Raw genomic sequence first — 17807 nt, 5'->3', positions numbered from 1 at the left:
TCGACGGGGGCCGTCATGCCGTCTCCGGACGCGCGTCGCGGGCCGTGCGGAAGCCCGAGAAGATCTGCCGGCGGATCGGGTAGTCCCAGTTGCGGAACGTGCCCCGGACGGCGACCTTGTCGACGGCGAACGAACCGCCGCGCAGCACCTTGTGGTCGGAGCCGAAGAAGACCTCCGAGTACTCCTTGTACGGGAACGGCGCGAAGCCCGGGTACGGCAGGAAGTCGCTGGCCGTCCACTCCCACACGTCGCCGATCATCTGCCGCACGCCGAGCGGCGAGGCACCGGCCGGGTAGCTGCCCACGGGGGCGGGCTGGAGGTGGCGCTGGCCCAGGTTGGCGTGTTCCGGCGACGGATCCGCGTCGCCCCACGGGTAGCGGCGCGAGCGGCCGGTCGCGGGGTCGTGCCGGGCGGCCTTCTCCCACTCGGTCTCCGTCGGCAGCCGGCGTCCGGCCCAGCGGGCGTAGGCGTCCGCCTCGTACCAGCACACGTGCAGCACGGGCTCCGCGGCCGGCACCGGCTCGGTCGCCCCGAAGCGGCGGCGCAGCCACACCCCGCCCTCGCGGCGCCAGAACAGCGGCGCGGACAGGCCGTGCTCGCGTACGTGCGCCCAGCCGGCCGGGGTCCACCAGCGCTCGTCGTCGTAGCCGCCGTCCTCGATGAAGGCGGTGTAGGCGCCGTTGCTCACCGGCACCGTGTCGATGAAGAACGGCGGCACGTCCCGGGTGTGCGCGGGGCGCTCGTTGTCCAGCGCCCAGGGCTCGGCGGAGGTGCCCATCGTGAAGGGGCCGCCGGGGACGAGGACTTCCGCGGGCAGCAGCGCCGCGTCCGCGGGCGCCGGGGCCGGCGGGGGAGAGGTCAGCGCGACGGGCCCGCGCCGCAGCTGGTGGGTGATGAGCATCGTCTCGTCGTGCTGCTGCTCGTGCTGGGCGATCATGCCGAAAACGAACGCCGCGTCGGTCAGCCGGCTGCCGTGCAGCGGCGCGCGCTCCAGGATCTCCAGGACCCGGCCGCGTACGTCCGAGGCGTACGCGTGCGCCTCCGCGGGCGGCAGCAGCGGCAGAGTGGGCCGTTCGGATCGCGGGTGCTCGAAGGCGTCGTAGATGGGGTCGATGTCGGGGCGCAGCGCCTCACGGCCGCCGACGTTGCGCAGCAGCCACTGCTCCTCCTGGTTGCCGATGTGCGCCAGGTCCCACACCAGCGGCGACATCAGAGGGGAGTGCTGCGCGGTGAGCTCGTGCTCGTCGACGCAGGTGGTCAGCCCGCGGGTGCGCTCACGGGCGGTGACGAGCGCGTCGATCGCCCGGCGTCGCAGCGCCTCGGTGTCGAGAGCGGGTGCGGTCACGACTGGTACTCCTTGCGTCGGAAGGCGTCGAGCAGATCGTCGGCGGGACATCGGCCGCGCAGGACGAAACGCTCGGTGAAGTCGGCCACCACGGCCTGCACGGCGTCGCTCGCCCCGAGCCGGGGCAGGGCCTCGCGGGCCGCGGCGAAGCAGGTGACGGCGGTGGCGTGGAGTTCGGGGTCGGCCAGCGCGTGGCGGGCGGCGCGCTGCCACAGCGGGTTGCGCGGCGCGGGACCGGGACCGGCCGCGTCGGCGAGCGGCTTGACCGCGCGATAGGCGATCTCGGAGGCGGCGGCGTCGTCGAAGAGCGCCGTCGCGACGGCCAGCGGCACGATCCAGCCGTCCCGGCCGGACTGCGCGTCGATCATGCGCAGTTCCAGGTAGCCGCGCGGCCGCACCGGCGGGAACAGCGTGGACAGGTGGTAGTCGAGGTCCGCGGTCGTGGGCGGCCGGTATGCGCCGCTGCGGATCCACTGCCGGAAGGTGAGATCCTCCGGCACCGTCCACGGCCCCTCGTCGCCGCGAATGCACAGCACCGGCGCGTCGAGGGCGTACGCGGTCCACGCCGCCCGCGGGTCGGGCCCCGGCGCGGGCGCCAGGGTGCGGCCCGGGTCGATCGCTCCCCAGACCGCCTGCCGCGTGGACTTCCACCCGGTGGGACGGCCGCCGCTGAGCGGCGAATTGGCGAAGGCGGCGACCAGGACGGCGCCCAGCAGATGCGACAGCAGCCAGCGTCTGCCGAGCCCGAAGGGCCCGGGTTCCGCCGTGCCCGAGTCCAGGCAGACCTGCACCGAGGCGGTGGAGCACATCATGGACCGGCCGGCGGGCCCGGTGCGGTCGAAGTAGGCCTCCATGGCCGCGTACCGGGGCTCGTCGAGCAGCCGGCGCGGCCGCCGCCACGGGTCGTGGCCGTGCCCGGCCAGGGCCAGGCCGTCCTGGCGGAGCCGGTGGCGTACGGAGTCGAGATCCGCGGCCGCGGCGTTCACGCACGCGGTCAGCGAGGTGGCGGGCAGCGAGCTGAGCTCCAGCTGTCCGCCTGGCTCGGTGGTGAGCCGGGAACGGAGGAAGAGGGTCCGCAGTCCGTCCACTGCGGCGGTGAGCCGAGCGGGGTCGACCGGTCGGGCCGGATCGAGGGGGTCGTGAAGGAACCATTCCAGTTCCACGCCTATGTGGCGAGGCGGGCCGGTCTTGAAACAGATGCCCTGGATGTGGTCCTCCGCCGTCGTTTCGGTGATCGGTTCGGAAGTCCCCAGGTGGTGACTGGTGGCGGGCATGGCCTGTACCTCCCGTCGAAGGTGGTGGTGTGTACCACGCGTCTACCGCGTGTCCGTACCACCTAAGCCGTTCGGCGCACACCGCTCAAGAGCGCCCCGTCGAACGTCCGAGATACGTAAGGTTCGCCCGCGCCAGTGGGCGTTCCCGTGTCCCGGTCATCAACAAGGGTGGACCGCACCCCCGGTCCGCGCATCCGGAGCGGGTATACGTGCAGGTCACAGCGGTGTGCTCGGGATCGCGGCGACGGCCCGCAGGAAGCGGGCCCCACCGGTCCCGGTCACCGGGGCGGCCCGCGCGGTCACGCGTGGTCACTCTCGGTGATCGGTACGGTGGGCCCCGCCTGACGGGGCCGATCCCGGTTTTCCGTGGCCGGAGGGCTCTTCCCCCGGGAAGGCGGGGGCGAGAACCGGCCACGTTCCCACGGGGCACGGACAACGCGGCAGCGTGGCCGGGCCGGCGGCCGCGGGGAGCGGTCGCCGGCCCAAGGGATCACGGCTGCACGGCCATGGCGCGCCCGCTGTGGGGCGACCATGGCTGACATTCAGTCAGGTGTCAGGACTTCGGGGCGGATTCACCCTCGGCGATGGACTTGCGGACCTCGTCCATGTCCAGCGCGCGGGCCTGCTTGATCAGGTCCTCGAGAGCCGGGGCGGGCAGTGCGCCCGGCTGGGCGAAGACCGCCACCTTGTCGCGGATGATCATCAGGGTCGGGATCGACTGGATCTGGAACGCGGCGGCCAGCTCCTGCTGGGCCTCCGTGTCGACCTTGCCGAAGACCAGGTCGGTGTTCTCCTTCGCCGCGGCCTCGTAGACCGGGGCGAACATCCGGCACGGGCCGCACCAGGACGCCCAGAAGTCGATCAGCACGAAGTCGTTGGCGGAGACGACCTCGTCGAAGTTGTCCTTGGTCAGCTCAACAGTGGCCATGCTTCCCTTACCTGCTTCCGGGGCACCGTCCGTCGGAACCCACTGACCCTAACCGAAGCGGTGAGGCCGCTATTCCGTACGACGCGCCCGCCCCCGCCGCGCGCACGGGCCCGGCAGGTGCAGCGGCCCGCGCCGGCGCGCGCCGGTGGCGGTGCGTACGGCATCCGTCACCACGGGCGAACCCATGGGGCGTGCGGCGGACGCGAGCGGGAAGGGCGAAGCTCAGGGAACGACCGTCACCGGCCAGCGGCCGGCCTTGACCAGGCGCACCGCCACCGACCCGATGATCCGGTGACCCGCCTTCTCGGAGGCGCCGACCACGACCGCGTCGGCCTTGAGGTCGTCCGCCGCCTTGGACAGACCGCTGAAGGCGTCCCCCTGGAAGGTGTGGAACTCCCACCGCACGGCGAAGACCCCGCGCAGCCTCTGCACGGCCTTCTCTATCTCCGCCTTGAGCTCCTCGGCGATCCCGGCGGTGGCCTCCGCGACCGGCGCGCCGAACGCCGCGCCCGTGGCCAGGACCGGCTGGACGTAGACGATCGCCAGCAGCGACCCCTGCCGCCGGGCCAGCCCGGCCGCGTACGCGGCCGCCCGCCACGACGACTCGCTCCCGTCCACCCCGGCCACGATCACCTTCGGGCCGTCGGTGCCCCGTTCGAAGGGCCCTTTGTCGCTCACGTTCCGAGCCTACTGGCGCGGCCGCCGCGCGCGGCGCACAGGGCGCACGGAGTCCCTGGTCGTGGCCAAATGTCCCCCGACCAGGCGCGGCGACGCGGCCCGACCCGCCAGAACTCCGCCGCGCGCTGAGCCCGCGTCAACGGACGGGACCCGCTCGCACGGTCCCAATAATCGTTCGGCACGGCGGAGGGACGTCCCTACGATGAGCGGGCATGACGCACTCGCCCCGTCGGCATCACGACGTCCCTGCCCGGCCCTCTCTCGATGGGCTCGAAGCGACCTGGTCGCGGCGCTGGGACGAGACGGGCGTACACCGCTTCGACCGGTCGCGGCCCCGCGAGGAGATCTTCTCCATCGACACCCCGCCGCCCACGGCCAGCGGCACCCTGCACATCGGTCATGTCTTCTCGTACACCCACACCGACACCGTCGCGCGCTACCGGCGCATGCGCGGGCAGACGGTCTTCTACCCCATGGGGTGGGACGACAACGGCCTGCCCACCGAGCGCCGCGTCCAGAACGTCTACGGCGTCGCCTGCGACCCCTCGCTCCCGTACGACCCCGGCTTCACCCCGCAGGAACGGCCCGGCGCGGGCCGGATCCCGGTCTCCCGGCGGAACTTCATCGAACTGTGCGAACGCCTCACCGCCGAGGACGAGCAGACCTTCGAGGAACTGTGGCGCGGGCTCGGCCTGTCCGTCGACTGGACGCTCACCTACCGGACCGTCGGCGACCGCGCACGCGCCGCGTCCCAGCGCGCCTTCCTGCGCAACCTCGCCCGCGGCGAGGCCTACAGCGCGGAGGCGCCCACGCTCTGGGACACCACCTTCCGCACCGCGGTCGCCCAGGCGGAACTGGAGGACCGCGAACGGCCCGGCGCCTACCACCGGCTGGCCTTCCACCGGCCGGACGGCGGCCGGGTCGTCGTCGCCACCACCCGGCCGGAACTGCTGCCGGCCTGCGTCGCGCTCGTCGCCCACCCCGACGACCCGCGCTACCGCGAGCTGATCGGCACGACCGTCCGCACCCCCGTCCTCGGCGTCGAGGTCCCCGTCCACGCCCACCGGCTCGCCGACCCGGACAAGGGCACCGGCATCGCCATGATCTGCACCTTCGGCGACACCACGGACGTCACCTGGTGGCGCGAACTGCGGCTGCCCACCCGCCCGGTCCTCGGCCGCAACGGGCGCTTCCTGCCGGACCCCCCGCCCGGCCTGGACTCGGGCCGGGCCCGCACGGCGTACGCGGGACTTGCCGGTGCCGGCGCCTTCGCCGCACGGGAACGGCTGCTGGAACTGCTGAGGGAGAGCGGCGACCTGGAGGGCGAGCCCGAACCGGTCGTCCACGCCGTCAAGTTCTACGAGAAGGGCGACCGCCCGCTGGAGATCGTCACGACCCGCCAGTGGTACCTGCGCAACGGCGGCCGCGACGAGGCCGTGCGGGCCGCCCTGCTGGAGCGCGGCCGTGAACTGAGCTGGCACCCGGAGCACATGCGCGTCCGGTACGAGAGCTGGGTCGAGGGCCTCAACGGCGACTGGCTGATCAGCCGCCAGCGCTGGTTCGGCGTCCCGGTCCCCGTCTGGTACCCGCTGGACGCGGCGGGCGAGCCGGTCCACGACAAGCCCCTCGTCCCCGACGAGTCGGCACTGCCCGTCGACCCCGGCACCGACGTCCCCGCCGGCTACCGCGAGGAACAGCGCGGCATGCCCGGAGGCTTCGCCGGCGACCCCGATGTCATGGACACCTGGGCGACCTCCTCGCTCACCCCGCAGATCGCCGCGGGGTGGGGGACGGACGACGAGCTGTTCAACAAGGTCTTCCCGATGGACCTGCGCCCCCAGGCCCACGAGATCATCCGCACCTGGCTGTTCGCCACGGTCCTGCGCGCCCACACCGAGCACGGCACCCTGCCGTGGCGGCACGCCGCGATCTCCGGATGGATCCTGGACCCGGACCGCAAGAAGATGTCCAAGTCCCGCGGCAAGGCGATCACCCCGGGAGACCTGCTGGAGCAGTACGGCTCCGACGCCGTCCGCTACTGGGCGGCCAGCGCCCGCCCCGGCACGGACACCGCCTTCGACACCGGCCAGATGAAGATCGGCCGCCGCCTGGCGATCAAGATCCTCAACGTCGGCCGGTTCGTGCTCACTTCGGGGACGGACGGCTCCGGTACCGCTGACAGCACCGGCGGCGGCACGGACGCCGTCACCGCGCCGCTGGACCGCGCTCTGCTGGCCGCGCTCGCCGACACCGTCCGCGCGGTGACGGACGCCATGGAGGAGTTCGACCACGCCCGGGCCCTGGAATGCGCCGAGACCTTCTTCTGGGACTTCTGCGACGACTACGTCGAACTCGTCAAGGCCCGCGCCTACGCGGGTGACGCCTCCGCGCTCGCCACCCTCGACCTGGCACTCTCCGTCCAGCTCCGGCTCTTCGCGCCCTTCCTGCCCTTCGTCACCGAGGAGGTCTGGTCCTGGTGGCAGGAGGGCTCCGTCCACCGGGCCCCCTGGCCCGACGCGGACGCCCTCGACGCGGCGGCCGCGGACGGCGACCCCCTCGTCCTGGACACCGCGCGTGCGGCTGTCACCGCCGTCCGCCGGGCCAAGTCCGAGGCCCGGCTGTCGATGCGCGCCGACGTCGCGGGGCTCGTCGTGACCGGACCGTCCGCCGCCCTGGCCCGCTTCGCGCTCGTCGCCGACGAGGTCGGCGCGGCCGGACGGGCGGGCTCGGTGGAGCTCGCCCCGCCCTCCGGCGACGCGCTGGGGGTGGAGGTGCGCTTCTAGGGACGCGCCCGGCCCTTCCCGCCATCGGGACGTCACCCGCTACGGCACCGGCCGCGGCGGCCGGGGGCCCACGTAGTGGCCGCTGGGGCGCATGCGCAGGGGGGGTTCCTCGTACTCCTCCAGGGCGTGGGCGATCCAGCCGGCCGTGCGGGCCACCGAGAACACGGTCTCGCCGGCCTCGGGCGGCATGCCGCAAGAGAGGGAGAGCACGGCCAGGGCGAGGTCGACGTTGGCGTGCAGCGGCGTGTCGCGGGACGCGGTGGCGACGACCTCGCGGGCAGCGCCGAGAGCCGGGGCGGCGTGGGGAACCGCCTGGAGCAGGCGGAAGAGCATGACCGCGCGCGGGTCCTCGCGCGGGTAGAGACGGTGGCCCAGCCCCGGGACGCCCCGCCCGGCGCGCAGGTGGTCGGCGACGACGGCGGCCGCGCTGCCCCGCTCCAGCACCTCCGCGAGCATGCGGTGCGCCAGCCCGCTCGCGGCGCCGTGCAGCGGGCCGTCGAGCGCGCCGAGGCCGGCGGAGACCACGGCGTACGGGTGCGCGCGGGCGGAGGCCGCGACGCGCGCGGCGAGGGTCGAGGCGGCCAGGTCGTGGTCGATCAGCAGGACGAGGGCCGCGTCCAGCACCCGGAGTGACGCCTCGTCGGCAGGTCGCGCGGTCAGCCGTGACCACAGCCGCCACGCCGCCCGTCCCTCGCCGCGATGCTCCTGCCCGGCCGCGGGAAGCGCGTCGATCAGGACGGGGATCAGCGTGCGCCCCACGCCGACCACCGCCTCGGGGGCGAGGTCGAACCGCAGCGGGTCGGCGGCCGCCATGGCGATCGCGGCCACCCGCAGCCGGTCCGCCGTTCCGCTGTGCGCGGGCAGCGCGGCCACCGCCGCGCGGGCGGCGGCCAAGGCCTCGGCCGGCGCGGTGAAGCGCGTGCCCGGGGTCATCACCCCCGTCCACAGCCAGTCCGCCGTCTCCTCGAAGCGGTGGCGGTCGGCGAGCGCGGTGGCGTCGACGCCGCGGTAGTAGCAGCGGTCGCCGTCGATGAGCGTGATGCCGGTGCGCACCACGCCGATGCCGTTCCCGGCGTCGTCGCCCGACGGCTGCTGTGCGGGGCGCCGGGTGCGGCGGACCAGTGCGTCGACCTCCCGGGCGTCGAAGGTGCTGCCCCGTCCGTCCGGTGCGCGGCGGCTGCCGAGCAGGCCGCGGCTGACGTAGGCGTACACCGTCTCGGGCTTCACGCCGAGCCGTTCGGCGGCCTGCCGGGTGGTGAGCCGTTCCTCGGTCGTCATGACTCCATCCCATCACATATTGATTCAATCAATATTGACGTGCATTGAATCAATGACAGATGGTCGAGTCACGTTCGAAGGAGGACACCACCGTGACCGTCATGCCCGTCACCCCCGACGTGCCCCGCGTACCCCGCGGACTCAAGGGCGTCGTCGTCACCGAGACCGCGCTCGGGGACGTCCGCGGCACCGAGGGCTTCTACCACTACCGGCAGTACTCGGCCGTCGAACTCGCCCGCGGCCGCACCTTCGAGGACGTCTGGCACCTGATGCTGCTGGGCACGCTCCCCGACGCCGCCGGACGGGCCGCCTTCACCGCCCGCGTCGCGCCGCTGCGCCGGCTGCCACGCGACATCCGGGACGCGCTGCCCGCCATCGCCCGCTCCGGCGCGCTCAGCGGGCCCCTCGCCGGGCTGCGCACCGCGCTCTCACTGCTGGGCGCCGCCGCGGGATTCCGCCCGCTGTACGACATCGACGCCGAACGGCGCCTGGCCGACGCCCTCATTGCGAGCGCCGCCGTGCCGACCCTGCTCACCGCCCTGTACCGGCTCGGGCAGGGCCTGGAACCGGTCGAGCCCCGCGACGACCTGCCCTTCGCGGCCAACTACCTCCACATGCTCACCGGGGAGGAGCCCGACCCGGTCCGCGCACGGGCGATCGAGCGGTACCTGATCTCCACCGTCGACCACGGGTTCAACGCGTCCACCTTCACCGGCCGCGTCATCGCCTCCACCGGGGCCGACCTCGCCGCGTGCCTCGTCGGTGCCGTGGGCGCGCTGTCCGGCCCGCTGCACGGCGGCGCGCCGAGCCGTGCCCTGGACACGCTCGACGCGATCGGCATTCCCGACCGCATCGACCCCTGGATCCGCGAACGCGTCCTGGCCGGCGACCGCATCATGGGCTTCGGCCACCCCGTCTACCGCACGGAGGACCCCCGCTCCCGCATGCTCAAGGAGATCGCCCGCGACTTCGGCGGCCCGCTGGTCGACTTCGCGCTCCAGGTCGAGGCCCGCGTGGAGGCGATCCTCGCCGAGCTCAAGCCGGGCCGCGAGCTGCACACCAATGTCGAGTTCTACGCGGGCGTCGTCATGGAACTGTGCGGGCTGCCGCGGGAGATGTTCACCCCCACCTTCGCCTGCGCCCGCGTCGTCGGCTGGTCGGCGAACATCCTGGAACAGGCGGAGGACAGCAAGATCATCCGTCCGGCCGCGCGCTACGTCGGCCCCGTGCCGCCGCAACCCGTTCCCGCGGTGTAGCGCGACGGCGACTCCGGACCGGGCGCGCGCCCCCGGCACACCGCCGCCCGGGGCGTGCGCCCCCGGCACACCGCCGCCCGGGGCGTGCGCGCGGGTCGTTCCCCGCGGCGGGCGCCGGGCGGGCTTACGGTGCGGCACATGGCTCTGAGCATCCGCAACCAGATCGCCGGGAAGGCCGAGTCGGTGGTCACCGGCGAGGTCATGGCCGTGGTCACCGTCCACCTCGACGGCGGCGGCCCGGCCTTCACCGCAGCCGTGACCGCCGAGGCCGTCCGTGAACTCGGCATCATCCCCGGCGGCGGGGTGACCGTCCTGATCAAGGCCACCGAGATCTCCCTCGCCACACCACCGCTCCCCGGCGGCCTGACGATCCGCAACCGCGTCCCCGGCACCGTGACCGCGGTGACGGAGGGTCAGGCGATGGCGACGGTGCGGCTGGCGTTCGCCGGGGGCCGCGAACTCACCGCCGTGATCACCCGCGAGGCCCTCGACGAACTCCGGCTCGCCGAGGGCTCCGAGGTCGTCGCTCTGGTGAAGTCGACCGACGTCGCCCTGTCCACGTAGCGACTACTTCACGGCACCCGGAGGGCCGGCCGGCCTGCGGTCGACCGGAGTGATCGGCATCACCGTCTCCTCCAGAGTGCGGCGCGGACCGGACCAGGGCGCCGGGACCGCGTCGAGGAGATGCGCGAAGCGGTAGGCGAGGTCCTCGTAGTTCACCCGCCAGCCGCGGAAGTGCGGCCAGGCCTCCTCCGGGGTGCGCTCCAGCGGATAGCCGTTCGCGGCGGCGTGCGCGACGGCCGCCGCGAAGTCCTCGTACGTGAGCCGGATCGTCGCATCCGGGGAGGGGTCCTGTTCGTACGGGATCCGCCAGATGTCGGCGATGTCGCGCAGGCACACGAAACCCGCCCGCAGGGCCAGCCGTGCCTCGGCCTGCGGGCGGCCGGGGTTCAGGGCGAGCTGCATGGCGGCGGCGTCCATCACCGCGAGGAGGGCGACCAGCCAGTTGCGGTTGGACTGCGGCGAGCGGAAGCGGCTCAGCACTATGTAACTGGTGTGGCTCTCGCTCACCTCGGCCGCCCACCGCTCCCAGTTGCGGAACATGTCGGCCAGGCTGTCGGTCACACCGATCTGGGCGTAGCGCGCCAGGATCTCCGGCCCCCACGGCGGGCTGCCCGCCCGGGCCTGCAGCAGGGTCACCTCGGCCTCGCGGCGGGAGTACGCGGCGTACAGCGTCGGCAGGTAACCGATCTGCAGACCGATGGTGATCGGACCGGTCGCGGCGGCGCAGAAGTCGATGACGGTCAGGTCGACATGGCGGCTGCTGGCGAAGCCGAGCGTGAACAGCGAGGAGCCGGCCTCCCGCAGCGCGTCCAGGGCGCCGAGGTCGCTCACCGCCGCCTGCAGCAACGCGTACCCGAGCCAGAACGCGACCAGCCAGCTGATCAGGTTGAACAGGATGGACACCGCCGCCACCGGGGCGAGCACGCGGTCCTTGTTCTCCGGCGTGCGGCAGCGGTCGGCGACGAACTGGAAGGGGAAGTGCACCATGGCGTGCACGCTCCGGGTGAAGCCGGATCTTGTCGGCCGGGGGATGACCAGCGTGCGCAGGACGGAGGAGAACGTCCCCCCGACGATCAGCGCACCGAGCAGGCCGTACAGGACACGCACTGGTCTTCCTTCCGGGAACGGATCACAGCACCCGGCGGCGGACCAGGGCCGCGAGCACCAGAACACCGGGGAGCAACGGCAACCATACGGTGACGATCCGGTACGCGAGCACCGCGGAGGTCGCCGCCACTCCGGTCGCCCCGGCCGTGACCAGTGCCAGGGCCAGCGCGACGTCCAGCGAGCCGAGTCCGCCCGGCGTCGGCAGCAGCGCGGCGGCCGCGCTCCCCGCCAGGTACGCCAGGGCGACGTGCCCGGCCGGTACCGGCGCGTGCAGGGCCCGGACGACCGCGACGAGCACCGCCGCGTGCATTACGGGGAAGGCCAAGGAGCCGGTCCACAGTGCCGCCGCGCGCGAGGAACTGCCGTGCACGGCGCGTACGTCGGACACGACCGTGCCGAGGAAGGAGGTGACCGGGCGCCGGATCGGGCGGACCGACAGCAGGACCACGAGCGCGGCGAACAGTGCGGCCCCGGCCGCCAGGGCCAGCCCGCGGTGCGCCTGGGGCGGGGCCACCCGGTGCAGGTCGAGCGCATGCGGGAAGACCGCCAGCAACACCGCGAGCAACGCCACCCGCACCACGCAGGCCGCCATCGCCCGTACCGCGAGCGCCGCCGCGCAGCGGCTGGGGGACAGACCGCAGCGCAGCAGGAACCGCAGGTTGACCGCGTTGCCGCCGACACCGGCCGGCAGAATGTGGTTGACCGCCGAGGCCGCGAACTGCGTGGCCAGCAGCCGTCCCGCCGGGAGCTGTTCGAGCACGGCGCCCTGCTGCGCGGCGGCCGAGCAGACCCAGGCCAGCAGGGTCGCCGCACCGGCGGCGAGCAGCCACTCGCCGTCCGCGGAGCCCAGCCGGTCGGTGCCGGCGTCGACGGTCGGCCACTGGTGCAGCACGACGGCGGCGACCAGCAGCAGCGGTGCCACGGCGAGGATCTGACGCAGTGGGACGCGCCGCAGCATGGTCATCGCCCTTCCGGTTGGCGCGGTCGCCCGCGTCGCCGTGAGGCGCCCCCCTCGCCCTGCCCCGGCCGTACCTGTGCCCGACCATACGTGGCCGGGACCCGTACTGCTCAGCGGCCGTGCCGATGACATGGGCGGCGATGACCCACCCGCGTCGTGCCGCGAGCTACCTCGGGCGCTCGTCCACGACGCGGCGTATCTTCCCGACGGACCGCTCCAAGGTCTCGGGATCGGTGATCTCCACGGCCACCGTGACGCCGACGGCCTCCTTCACGCCGCGCCCGATGGCCTCGGCCGCCGCCGCGCGCGCCTGCGCGCCGGCATCGGGGCGGGCCTCGGCGCGCACGGTGAGTTCGTCGAGCCGTCCGGTGCGCGTCAGACGCAACTGGAAGTGCGGCGCGACTCCTTTCGTGCGCAGCACGATCTCCTCGACCTGGGTGGGGAAGAGGTTGACACCGCGCAGGATGATCATGTCGTCGCAGCGCCCGGTGATCCTCTCCATCCGCCGGAAGGCGGGCCGGGCCGTACCCGGCAGCAGCCGGGTGAGGTCGCGGGTGCGGTAGCGGATGATCGGCATGGCCTCCTTGGTGAGCGAGGTGAAGACCAGTTCGCCGCTGCCGCCGGCGGGCATGGCCTCGTCGGTGACCGGGTCCACGATCTCCGGGAGGAAGTGGTCCTCCCAGATGTGCAGGCCGTCCTTGGTCTCCACGCACTCCTGCGCCACGCCGGGGCCGATCACCTCCGACAGGCCGTAGATGTCCACGGCGTCGATCCCGGCGCGCTCCTCGATCTCCTCGCGCATCGCCTCCGTCCACGGCTCGGCGCCGAAGACGCCGACGCGCAGCGAGGTGGAGCGCGGGTCGACGCCCTGGCGCTCGAACTCGTCGAGCAGGGTGAGCATGTAGGACGGCGTCACCATGATGATCTCGGGGCGCAGGTCCTGGATGAGCCGCACCTGCCGCGCGGTCATGCCGCCGGAGGCCGGGACGACGGTGCACCCGAGCCGCTCCGCCCCGTAGTGCGCCCCGAGGCCGCCGGTGAACAGGCCGTACCCGTAGGCGATGTGGACCTTGTCGGCCGGCCGGGCGCCGGCGGCCCGCAGGGACCGGGCCACCACGTCGGACCAGGTCTCCAGGTCCCGCTCGGTGTACCCGACGACGGTCGGCAGGCCGGTGGTGCCGCTGGACGCGTGGATGCGGCGGATGCGCGACTCCGGGACCGCGAACATGCCGTACGGGTACTGGTCGCGCAGGTCGGCCTTCGTGGTGAAGGGGAAGCGGTCCAGGTCCGCCAGGGTCCGGCAGTCCTCGGGGCGGACGCCGGCCTTGTCGAACGACGACCGGTAGAACGCCACGTTGTCGTACGCGTGCCGCAGGGTGCCCTGCAGACGCCGCAGCTGCACGGCCTCCAGCTCCTGCCGGGTCATCCGTTCAGCCGCGTCGCGGAACCCCTCGCCCACGGTGTCCATGGCCCCCACCCTTCCCAACCGATCGTTCGGTAGCCTCTGGCGGGACCAGTAATCCATCATCCGACCTGCGCGTCAAGACACCTGCCGGCCGCCTGTGGACAACCGCGCGGACAGCCTGCGGCGGCGCGGCTCCGGCACGGCCGCGCGGCGTGTCCCCGCGGCCCCGCCGTCGGACATACCGACTGGTCGGTGTTACGGGATATCGTGACCCCGGACGACACGACGTACGTACGCAAGCGGAGGGAGTCGCGGTGCGCGCGATCCAGATCACCGAGTTCGGCGGGCCGGAGGTGCTGCGGCAGGTGGAGCTGCCCGACCCCGTGCCCGGACCCGGACAGCTCCTGGTCGAGGTCGGCTCGGCGGGCGTCAACTACGCCGACACCCACATGGTCGAGAACTCCTACCTCTCCAAGGCCGTCCTCCCGCTGGTCCCCGGAGGCGAGGTCGCCGGCCGCACCCCCGACGGCCGCCGCGTGGTCGCCCTCACCGACAACGGCGGCTACGCCGAGAAGGCCGTCGTCGAGGAGTACCTCGCCCACGACATCCCCGACGGCGTCACCGACACGCAGGCGCTCGCCCTGGTCGTCCAGGGGCTCACCGCCTGGCACCTGCTGCGCACCTCCGCCCGGATCGCCGAGGGCGAGTCCGTCGTCGTGCACGCGGCCGCGGGCGGCACCGGCTCGCTCGCCGTCCAGCTCGCCAAGGAGTTCGGCGCGGGCCGGGTCATCGCCACCGCCTCGTCCAAGGAGAAGCGCGACCTGGCCCTCGAACTCGGCGCCGACGTCGCCCTGGACGGCAGCCCCGAGGGCCTCAAGGAGCGACTGACCGAGGCCAACGGCGGCAAGAAGGTCGACATCGTCCTGGAGATGACCGGCGGCCCCGTCTTCGACGCCTCCCTCGCCGCGCTGGCGCCCTTCGGCCGCATGGTCACCTACGGCCTCGCCTCCCGGGTCCCGCCCACGCCCGTGCAGGCCGCCCAGCTCATGGGCCGGTCGCGCGCGGTCGTCGGCTTCTGGCTGATGCACTGCGTCGGCCGCCCCGGCATGTACCGCGAGCCCATGGCGGAGCTGATGGCGATGACCGCCGAGGGCCGGCTGCGGCCGCAAGAAGGCGGCGTCTACCCGCTCTCCGAGGCCGCCCGGGCACACGAGGACCTGCGGGCCCGGCGTACTTACGGCAAGCTGACGCTCGACGCGGCACGCTGATCCCGTACTCCGGCCGCGCCGTCGCGACCCCGCCGTTCGTGCCTCTGCGGAGGCACAATCGAAGCGGAGCACGACGCCGCGGCCGGCGGCCCGAGAACACGGGAGGGGCCATGGACAGGACCCGTTTCGCCCCCGACAAGGGGCTGACCACACGCATGGTGGTCACCATGTTCATGATCGGGCTGCTCTACGTGGTCTTCGTCGGCGCGCTCCTGGCCCTGCTGCGCGGCGCCTGGCCGCTGATCCTGATCGTCGCAGGCGGCCTGTTCATCGCCCAGTTCTGGTTCAGCGACCGGATCGCCGCCTTCAGCATGGGCGCCCGTGAGGTGACCCCCGAGCAGGCACCCGAGCTGCACGGCGTCGTGGACCGCATCTGCGCCCTGGCCGACATGCCCAAACCGCGGGTCGCGATCGCCCAGAGCGACGTGCCCAACGCCTTCGCCACCGGACGCAACGAGAAGGCCGCCCTGGTGTGCGCCACCACCGGCCTGCTGCGCCGCCTGGAGCCCGACGAGCTGGAGGGCGTCATCGCCCACGAGCTCTCCCACGTGGCCCACCGCGACGTCGCGGTGATGACCATCGCCTCGTTCCTGGGGGTACTCGCCGGCATGATCACCCGCATCGGGCTGTGGGGCGGTCTCGGCCGCAACAGCCGCGACCCCGGCACCACCATCGTCGTCATCCTGATACCGCTGGTCAGCGCCATTGTGTACGCGGTCAGCTTCCTCCTCACCAGGATGCTGTCGCGCTACCGCGAGCTGTCCGCCGACCGCTCCGCCGCGATGCTCACCGGGCGCCCCTCCTCGCTCGCGTCCGCGCTCACCAAGGTCACCGGCCAGATGGCGCGGATCCCGACGGAGGACCTGCGCAAGGCCGAGCCGTTCAACGCCTTCTACTTCGCCCCCGCGTTCGCGGGCGGGCAGAGCCTGGCGCAGCTGCTGTCCACGCACCCCACCCTGGAACAGCGCCTCGCGCAGCTGGGCCGGATCTCCGCCGAACTCGGGCGGCGCTGATGGGGCTGTTCGACGCGCTCCTCGGCCGCAGCAAGCCCGTCAAGCCCGACCTGGACCAGCTCTTCGGGCTGCCCTCGGCCGCCGTGACCCTGGAGGCCGGCGCCGGGTTCCGGCCCACCGGGGTCGGCTCGGTGTGCTTCGCCGCCGTCGAGGGCGGCGCCTTCGCGGAGGTCCAGCAGGACGTCCGCGCACTGCTGGACCTCGACACCGGACAGGGCGGCGTCCCCGTGGAATCCACCCGGGACGCGTACGGCTACACCTGGCTCGTGGCACGCCATCCCGCGGACGACATGCCGACCCTGGTGGGCGATCTGCACGCCGTCAACTCAGCCCTGGAAAGCCATGGCTTCGGGCCGCAACTGCTCTGCTCCCTGGCCGGCTTCCGCGACGACTCCGGCCGCTCGCTCGCGCTGGTCTACCTCTACAAGCGCGGCACGTTCTATCCGCTGGCCGTCCGGCCCGGCGAGCAGAAGCGCGACAACGCGCTGGAGTTGCAGGTGGCCGGCCTCCTGAAGAACGACCTCCGCGTCGAGGAGGACCTCACCCGCTGGTTCCCCCTGTGGGGCGCCCCCGGCATGGGGGACTGAGGCTCCGCTTCACTTGCCTTCTCCGCCGCCGTGGGTCCTGAACACGCCGATGCCGTTGGCGACCGCGCGTTCCACGCCGCCGGTGGGGTGGTTGCGGACGGTGACGCGGGGGGCGCCGGGGGCGCGGGTGACCAGGGTGGACGAGCCGCCGCCGTCGAGGTTGACGGCGGAGTCGCAGCCCAGCGCGTACATCAGGCCGGCCAGTTCACGTACCGTCAGCCCCGCGCCGCTCTCGGCGTTGCCGTCCAGGGCCATCAGGTACAGGGTCTGCCCGCCGTCGCCGAAGCCCGCGGCGGTGCGGGTCGCCGCGGTGCCGTTCTCCAGGCCCGCCAGCGGGGTGCGGTCGCGCAGGATCGGGTAGCCACCGACGGCGAAGCGCAGGTCGCCGCGCTGGGAGACGGGCAGCAGCCGACTCTGCACGACCACCGGACGGCCGGGCGCGAGCGTGCGCAGGAAGCGCGCGCCGCCCTCGCGGCCGAGCAGGACGACCGTCCCCGGGGGAATGCGGCCGCGGCCCGCGGAGCCGCTCGTCTTGACGACCCGGCCGTTGCGAACGGTCACTTCGTACGTGGGTCTTCCGCACGGATCGGCGCGGCGGAGGTCGCTGCCGCAGACCGCGCGGCGCCGGGAGGCGGAGCCCCAGTCGGCGGTGTACGCGCCCACGCCGTTCTGCGGCAGCGCGTACTGGTTGAAGCCGCGCAGCGCGACGGTGCTCCGGCCGGAGCGCACCGTGCCCGTGAGACGGAGCCGGTCGAGGCGTGCCCTGCGGTCGGAGCCGATGCCGAGGACGTTCTCGGTGGAGGTGCCGGGGGGCAGCGAGGGGCCGAAGCGCTGACTCGACGGCACTGCCGCCTTGAGCTGCCGGCCGTGCGCGATCGCCGGGCCGACGGGGGCGCCCGTCGCCGGGACGCCTCGGTGCTGGGTCTCGCTCATGTGGAAGAAGTCCGCGTTGATCCCGCCCACGGCATGCGCCGTGTTGGCCAGCCGGGACACCGTGCCGCGGCCCGTGACGGTACCCGGGTAGAGCAGGTCGACGGAGAGGTCCCGGCGGCGCAGGTCCACCGTCAGCAGGTGGCCGTGGGCCGTGCCGTGGGAGCCCGCGTAGTCGAACCTCCGGTAGTCCACGCCCGGCGCGAGCGCCGTGCGTGCCGCGTAGCGCACGCCCTTGCCGGTCTTCGCGACCGCGCCGCCCGTGCCCGCCAGGAGCGTGCCCAGCGCCAGGACCACGGTGATCGCCGGGCGTGCCCGGCCCCAACGTCGGCTCATCGTCACCCCAGCTGAACGCCGTTCATCTGATGTCTGATGGGAGGTCAATCGTTTCCCGTGCAGGGCACGGTGCCCGTGCACCACGCCGCGCGCGGGC

The 17807-nt window shown here is 73.4% G+C and carries 15 protein-coding genes; 6 read left to right on the top strand and 9 right to left on the bottom strand.

Features of this window, described 5'->3' with window-relative positions:
• Positions 1–13: 13 nt before the first annotated feature.
• The 4 genes from egtB to ACIP9H_RS22585 all read right to left on the bottom strand — a co-directional run bounded on the left by egtB (position 14) and on the right by ACIP9H_RS22585 (position 4225).
• Positions 14–1345: an ergothioneine biosynthesis protein EgtB gene (egtB, locus tag ACIP9H_RS22600; RefSeq protein ID WP_401590397.1), complete on the bottom strand. Its 1332-nt coding sequence runs from the start codon at positions 1343–1345 to the stop codon at positions 14–16.
• Positions 1342–2619 (bottom strand): ergothioneine biosynthesis glutamate--cysteine ligase EgtA, encoded by a 1278-nt coding sequence (gene egtA, locus ACIP9H_RS22595; protein WP_401960384.1) that lies wholly within the window; start codon positions 2617–2619, stop codon positions 1342–1344. The genes egtB and egtA overlap by 4 nt, the downstream gene beginning before the upstream one ends.
• Positions 2620–3172: 553 nt before the next feature.
• Positions 3173–3547: a thioredoxin gene (gene trxA, locus ACIP9H_RS22590; RefSeq protein WP_319658086.1), complete on the bottom strand. Its 375-nt coding sequence runs from the start codon at positions 3545–3547 to the stop codon at positions 3173–3175.
• A 222-nt stretch (positions 3548–3769) separates the two neighbouring features.
• Complete coding sequence (locus tag ACIP9H_RS22585) at positions 3770–4225, bottom strand: universal stress protein (RefSeq protein WP_401590391.1); 456 nt, start codon at positions 4223–4225, stop codon at positions 3770–3772.
• A gap of 212 nt (positions 4226–4437) precedes the next feature.
• Between ACIP9H_RS22585 and valS the strand changes: the two genes are divergently transcribed.
• Positions 4438–7008 (top strand): valine--tRNA ligase, encoded by a 2571-nt coding sequence (gene valS, locus ACIP9H_RS22580; RefSeq protein WP_401590388.1) that lies wholly within the window; start codon positions 4438–4440, stop codon positions 7006–7008.
• A gap of 39 nt (positions 7009–7047) precedes the next feature.
• Here the strand turns inward: valS and ACIP9H_RS22575 are convergent, their stop codons facing one another.
• Positions 7048–8286 (bottom strand): citrate synthase, encoded by a 1239-nt coding sequence (locus ACIP9H_RS22575; RefSeq protein ID WP_401590386.1) that lies wholly within the window; start codon positions 8284–8286, stop codon positions 7048–7050.
• A 101-nt stretch (positions 8287–8387) separates the two neighbouring features.
• Here ACIP9H_RS22575 and ACIP9H_RS22570 point away from each other — a divergent pair, with 101 nt between their 5' ends.
• Both ACIP9H_RS22570 and ACIP9H_RS22565 read left to right on the top strand, forming a co-directional pair.
• The gene (locus ACIP9H_RS22570) at positions 8388–9542 is read left to right on the top strand and encodes a citrate synthase (RefSeq protein ID WP_401590625.1); all 1155 of its coding nucleotides are present in this window, start codon (positions 8388–8390) and stop codon (positions 9540–9542) included.
• Between the two features lie 138 nt (positions 9543–9680).
• Complete coding sequence (locus ACIP9H_RS22565) at positions 9681–10106, top strand: molybdopterin-binding protein (RefSeq protein WP_401590383.1); 426 nt, start codon at positions 9681–9683, stop codon at positions 10104–10106.
• A gap of 3 nt (positions 10107–10109) precedes the next feature.
• Here ACIP9H_RS22565 and ACIP9H_RS22560 read toward each other — a convergent pair whose 3' ends face one another.
• From ACIP9H_RS22560 to paaK, 3 genes are all read right to left on the bottom strand, one after another.
• On the bottom strand, positions 10110–11213 hold the full coding sequence (locus ACIP9H_RS22560) for a hypothetical protein (RefSeq protein ID WP_401590381.1): 1104 nt from the start codon (positions 11211–11213) through the stop codon (positions 10110–10112).
• Positions 11214–11235: 22 nt separating this feature from the next.
• Positions 11236–12177, bottom strand: a complete 942-nt coding sequence (locus ACIP9H_RS22555) for a lysylphosphatidylglycerol synthase domain-containing protein (protein ID WP_401590378.1) — start codon at positions 12175–12177, stop codon at positions 11236–11238.
• A 160-nt stretch (positions 12178–12337) separates the two neighbouring features.
• A complete protein-coding gene (paaK, locus tag ACIP9H_RS22550; RefSeq protein WP_401960378.1) occupies positions 12338–13639 on the bottom strand; it encodes a phenylacetate--CoA ligase PaaK in 1302 nt (433 codons plus the stop codon).
• 251 nt (positions 13640–13890) lie between these two features.
• On the opposite strand from paaK, the gene ACIP9H_RS22545 reads away from it, so the two are divergent.
• The 3 genes from ACIP9H_RS22545 to ACIP9H_RS22535 all read left to right on the top strand — a co-directional run bounded on the left by ACIP9H_RS22545 (position 13891) and on the right by ACIP9H_RS22535 (position 16444).
• Complete coding sequence (locus tag ACIP9H_RS22545) at positions 13891–14844, top strand: zinc-binding alcohol dehydrogenase family protein (RefSeq protein WP_401590373.1); 954 nt, start codon at positions 13891–13893, stop codon at positions 14842–14844.
• A gap of 110 nt (positions 14845–14954) precedes the next feature.
• Complete coding sequence (htpX, locus tag ACIP9H_RS22540; protein ID WP_401590370.1) at positions 14955–15857, top strand: zinc metalloprotease HtpX; 903 nt, start codon at positions 14955–14957, stop codon at positions 15855–15857.
• A complete protein-coding gene (locus tag ACIP9H_RS22535; protein ID WP_360899936.1) occupies positions 15857–16444 on the top strand; it encodes a hypothetical protein in 588 nt (195 codons plus the stop codon). The genes htpX and ACIP9H_RS22535 overlap by 1 nt, the downstream gene beginning before the upstream one ends.
• 9 nt (positions 16445–16453) lie before the next feature.
• Here the strand turns inward: ACIP9H_RS22535 and ACIP9H_RS22530 are convergent, their stop codons facing one another.
• Positions 16454–17710 (bottom strand): phosphodiester glycosidase family protein, encoded by a 1257-nt coding sequence (locus ACIP9H_RS22530; RefSeq protein ID WP_401590367.1) that lies wholly within the window; start codon positions 17708–17710, stop codon positions 16454–16456.
• Between the last annotated feature and the right edge of the window lie 97 nt (positions 17711–17807).

Source organism: Streptomyces sp. NPDC088732, from assembly GCF_044751205.1.
Taxonomy (GTDB): Bacteria; Actinomycetota; Actinomycetes; order Streptomycetales; family Streptomycetaceae; genus Actinacidiphila.
The sequence above is the reverse complement of the archived record's forward strand: the minus strand, read 5'-3'. Positions and strand labels throughout refer to the sequence as shown.

What these genes read in the sequence shown, in the direction of transcription:
- ACIP9H_RS22570 (WP_401590625.1), top strand. Translation starts at nt 8,388, where the DNA reads ATGCCCGTCACCCCCGACGTGCCCCGCGTACCCCGCGGACTCAAGGGC.
- ACIP9H_RS22530 (WP_401590367.1), bottom strand. Translation starts at nt 17,710, where the DNA reads ATGAGCCGACGTTGGGGCCGGGCACGCCCGGCGATCACCGTGGTCCTG.
- ACIP9H_RS22535 (WP_360899936.1), top strand. Translation starts at nt 15,857, where the DNA reads ATGGGGCTGTTCGACGCGCTCCTCGGCCGCAGCAAGCCCGTCAAGCCC.
- ACIP9H_RS22555 (WP_401590378.1), bottom strand. Translation starts at nt 12,177, where the DNA reads ATGACCATGCTGCGGCGCGTCCCACTGCGTCAGATCCTCGCCGTGGCA.
- ACIP9H_RS22565 (WP_401590383.1), top strand. Translation starts at nt 9,681, where the DNA reads ATGGCTCTGAGCATCCGCAACCAGATCGCCGGGAAGGCCGAGTCGGTG.
- htpX (WP_401590370.1), top strand. Translation starts at nt 14,955, where the DNA reads ATGGACAGGACCCGTTTCGCCCCCGACAAGGGGCTGACCACACGCATG.
- trxA (WP_319658086.1), bottom strand. Translation starts at nt 3,547, where the DNA reads ATGGCCACTGTTGAGCTGACCAAGGACAACTTCGACGAGGTCGTCTCC.
- ACIP9H_RS22575 (WP_401590386.1), bottom strand. Translation starts at nt 8,286, where the DNA reads ATGACGACCGAGGAACGGCTCACCACCCGGCAGGCCGCCGAACGGCTC.
- egtA (WP_401960384.1), bottom strand. Translation starts at nt 2,619, where the DNA reads ATGCCCGCCACCAGTCACCACCTGGGGACTTCCGAACCGATCACCGAA.
- valS (WP_401590388.1), top strand. Translation starts at nt 4,438, where the DNA reads ATGACGCACTCGCCCCGTCGGCATCACGACGTCCCTGCCCGGCCCTCT.
- paaK (WP_401960378.1), bottom strand. Translation starts at nt 13,639, where the DNA reads ATGGACACCGTGGGCGAGGGGTTCCGCGACGCGGCTGAACGGATGACC.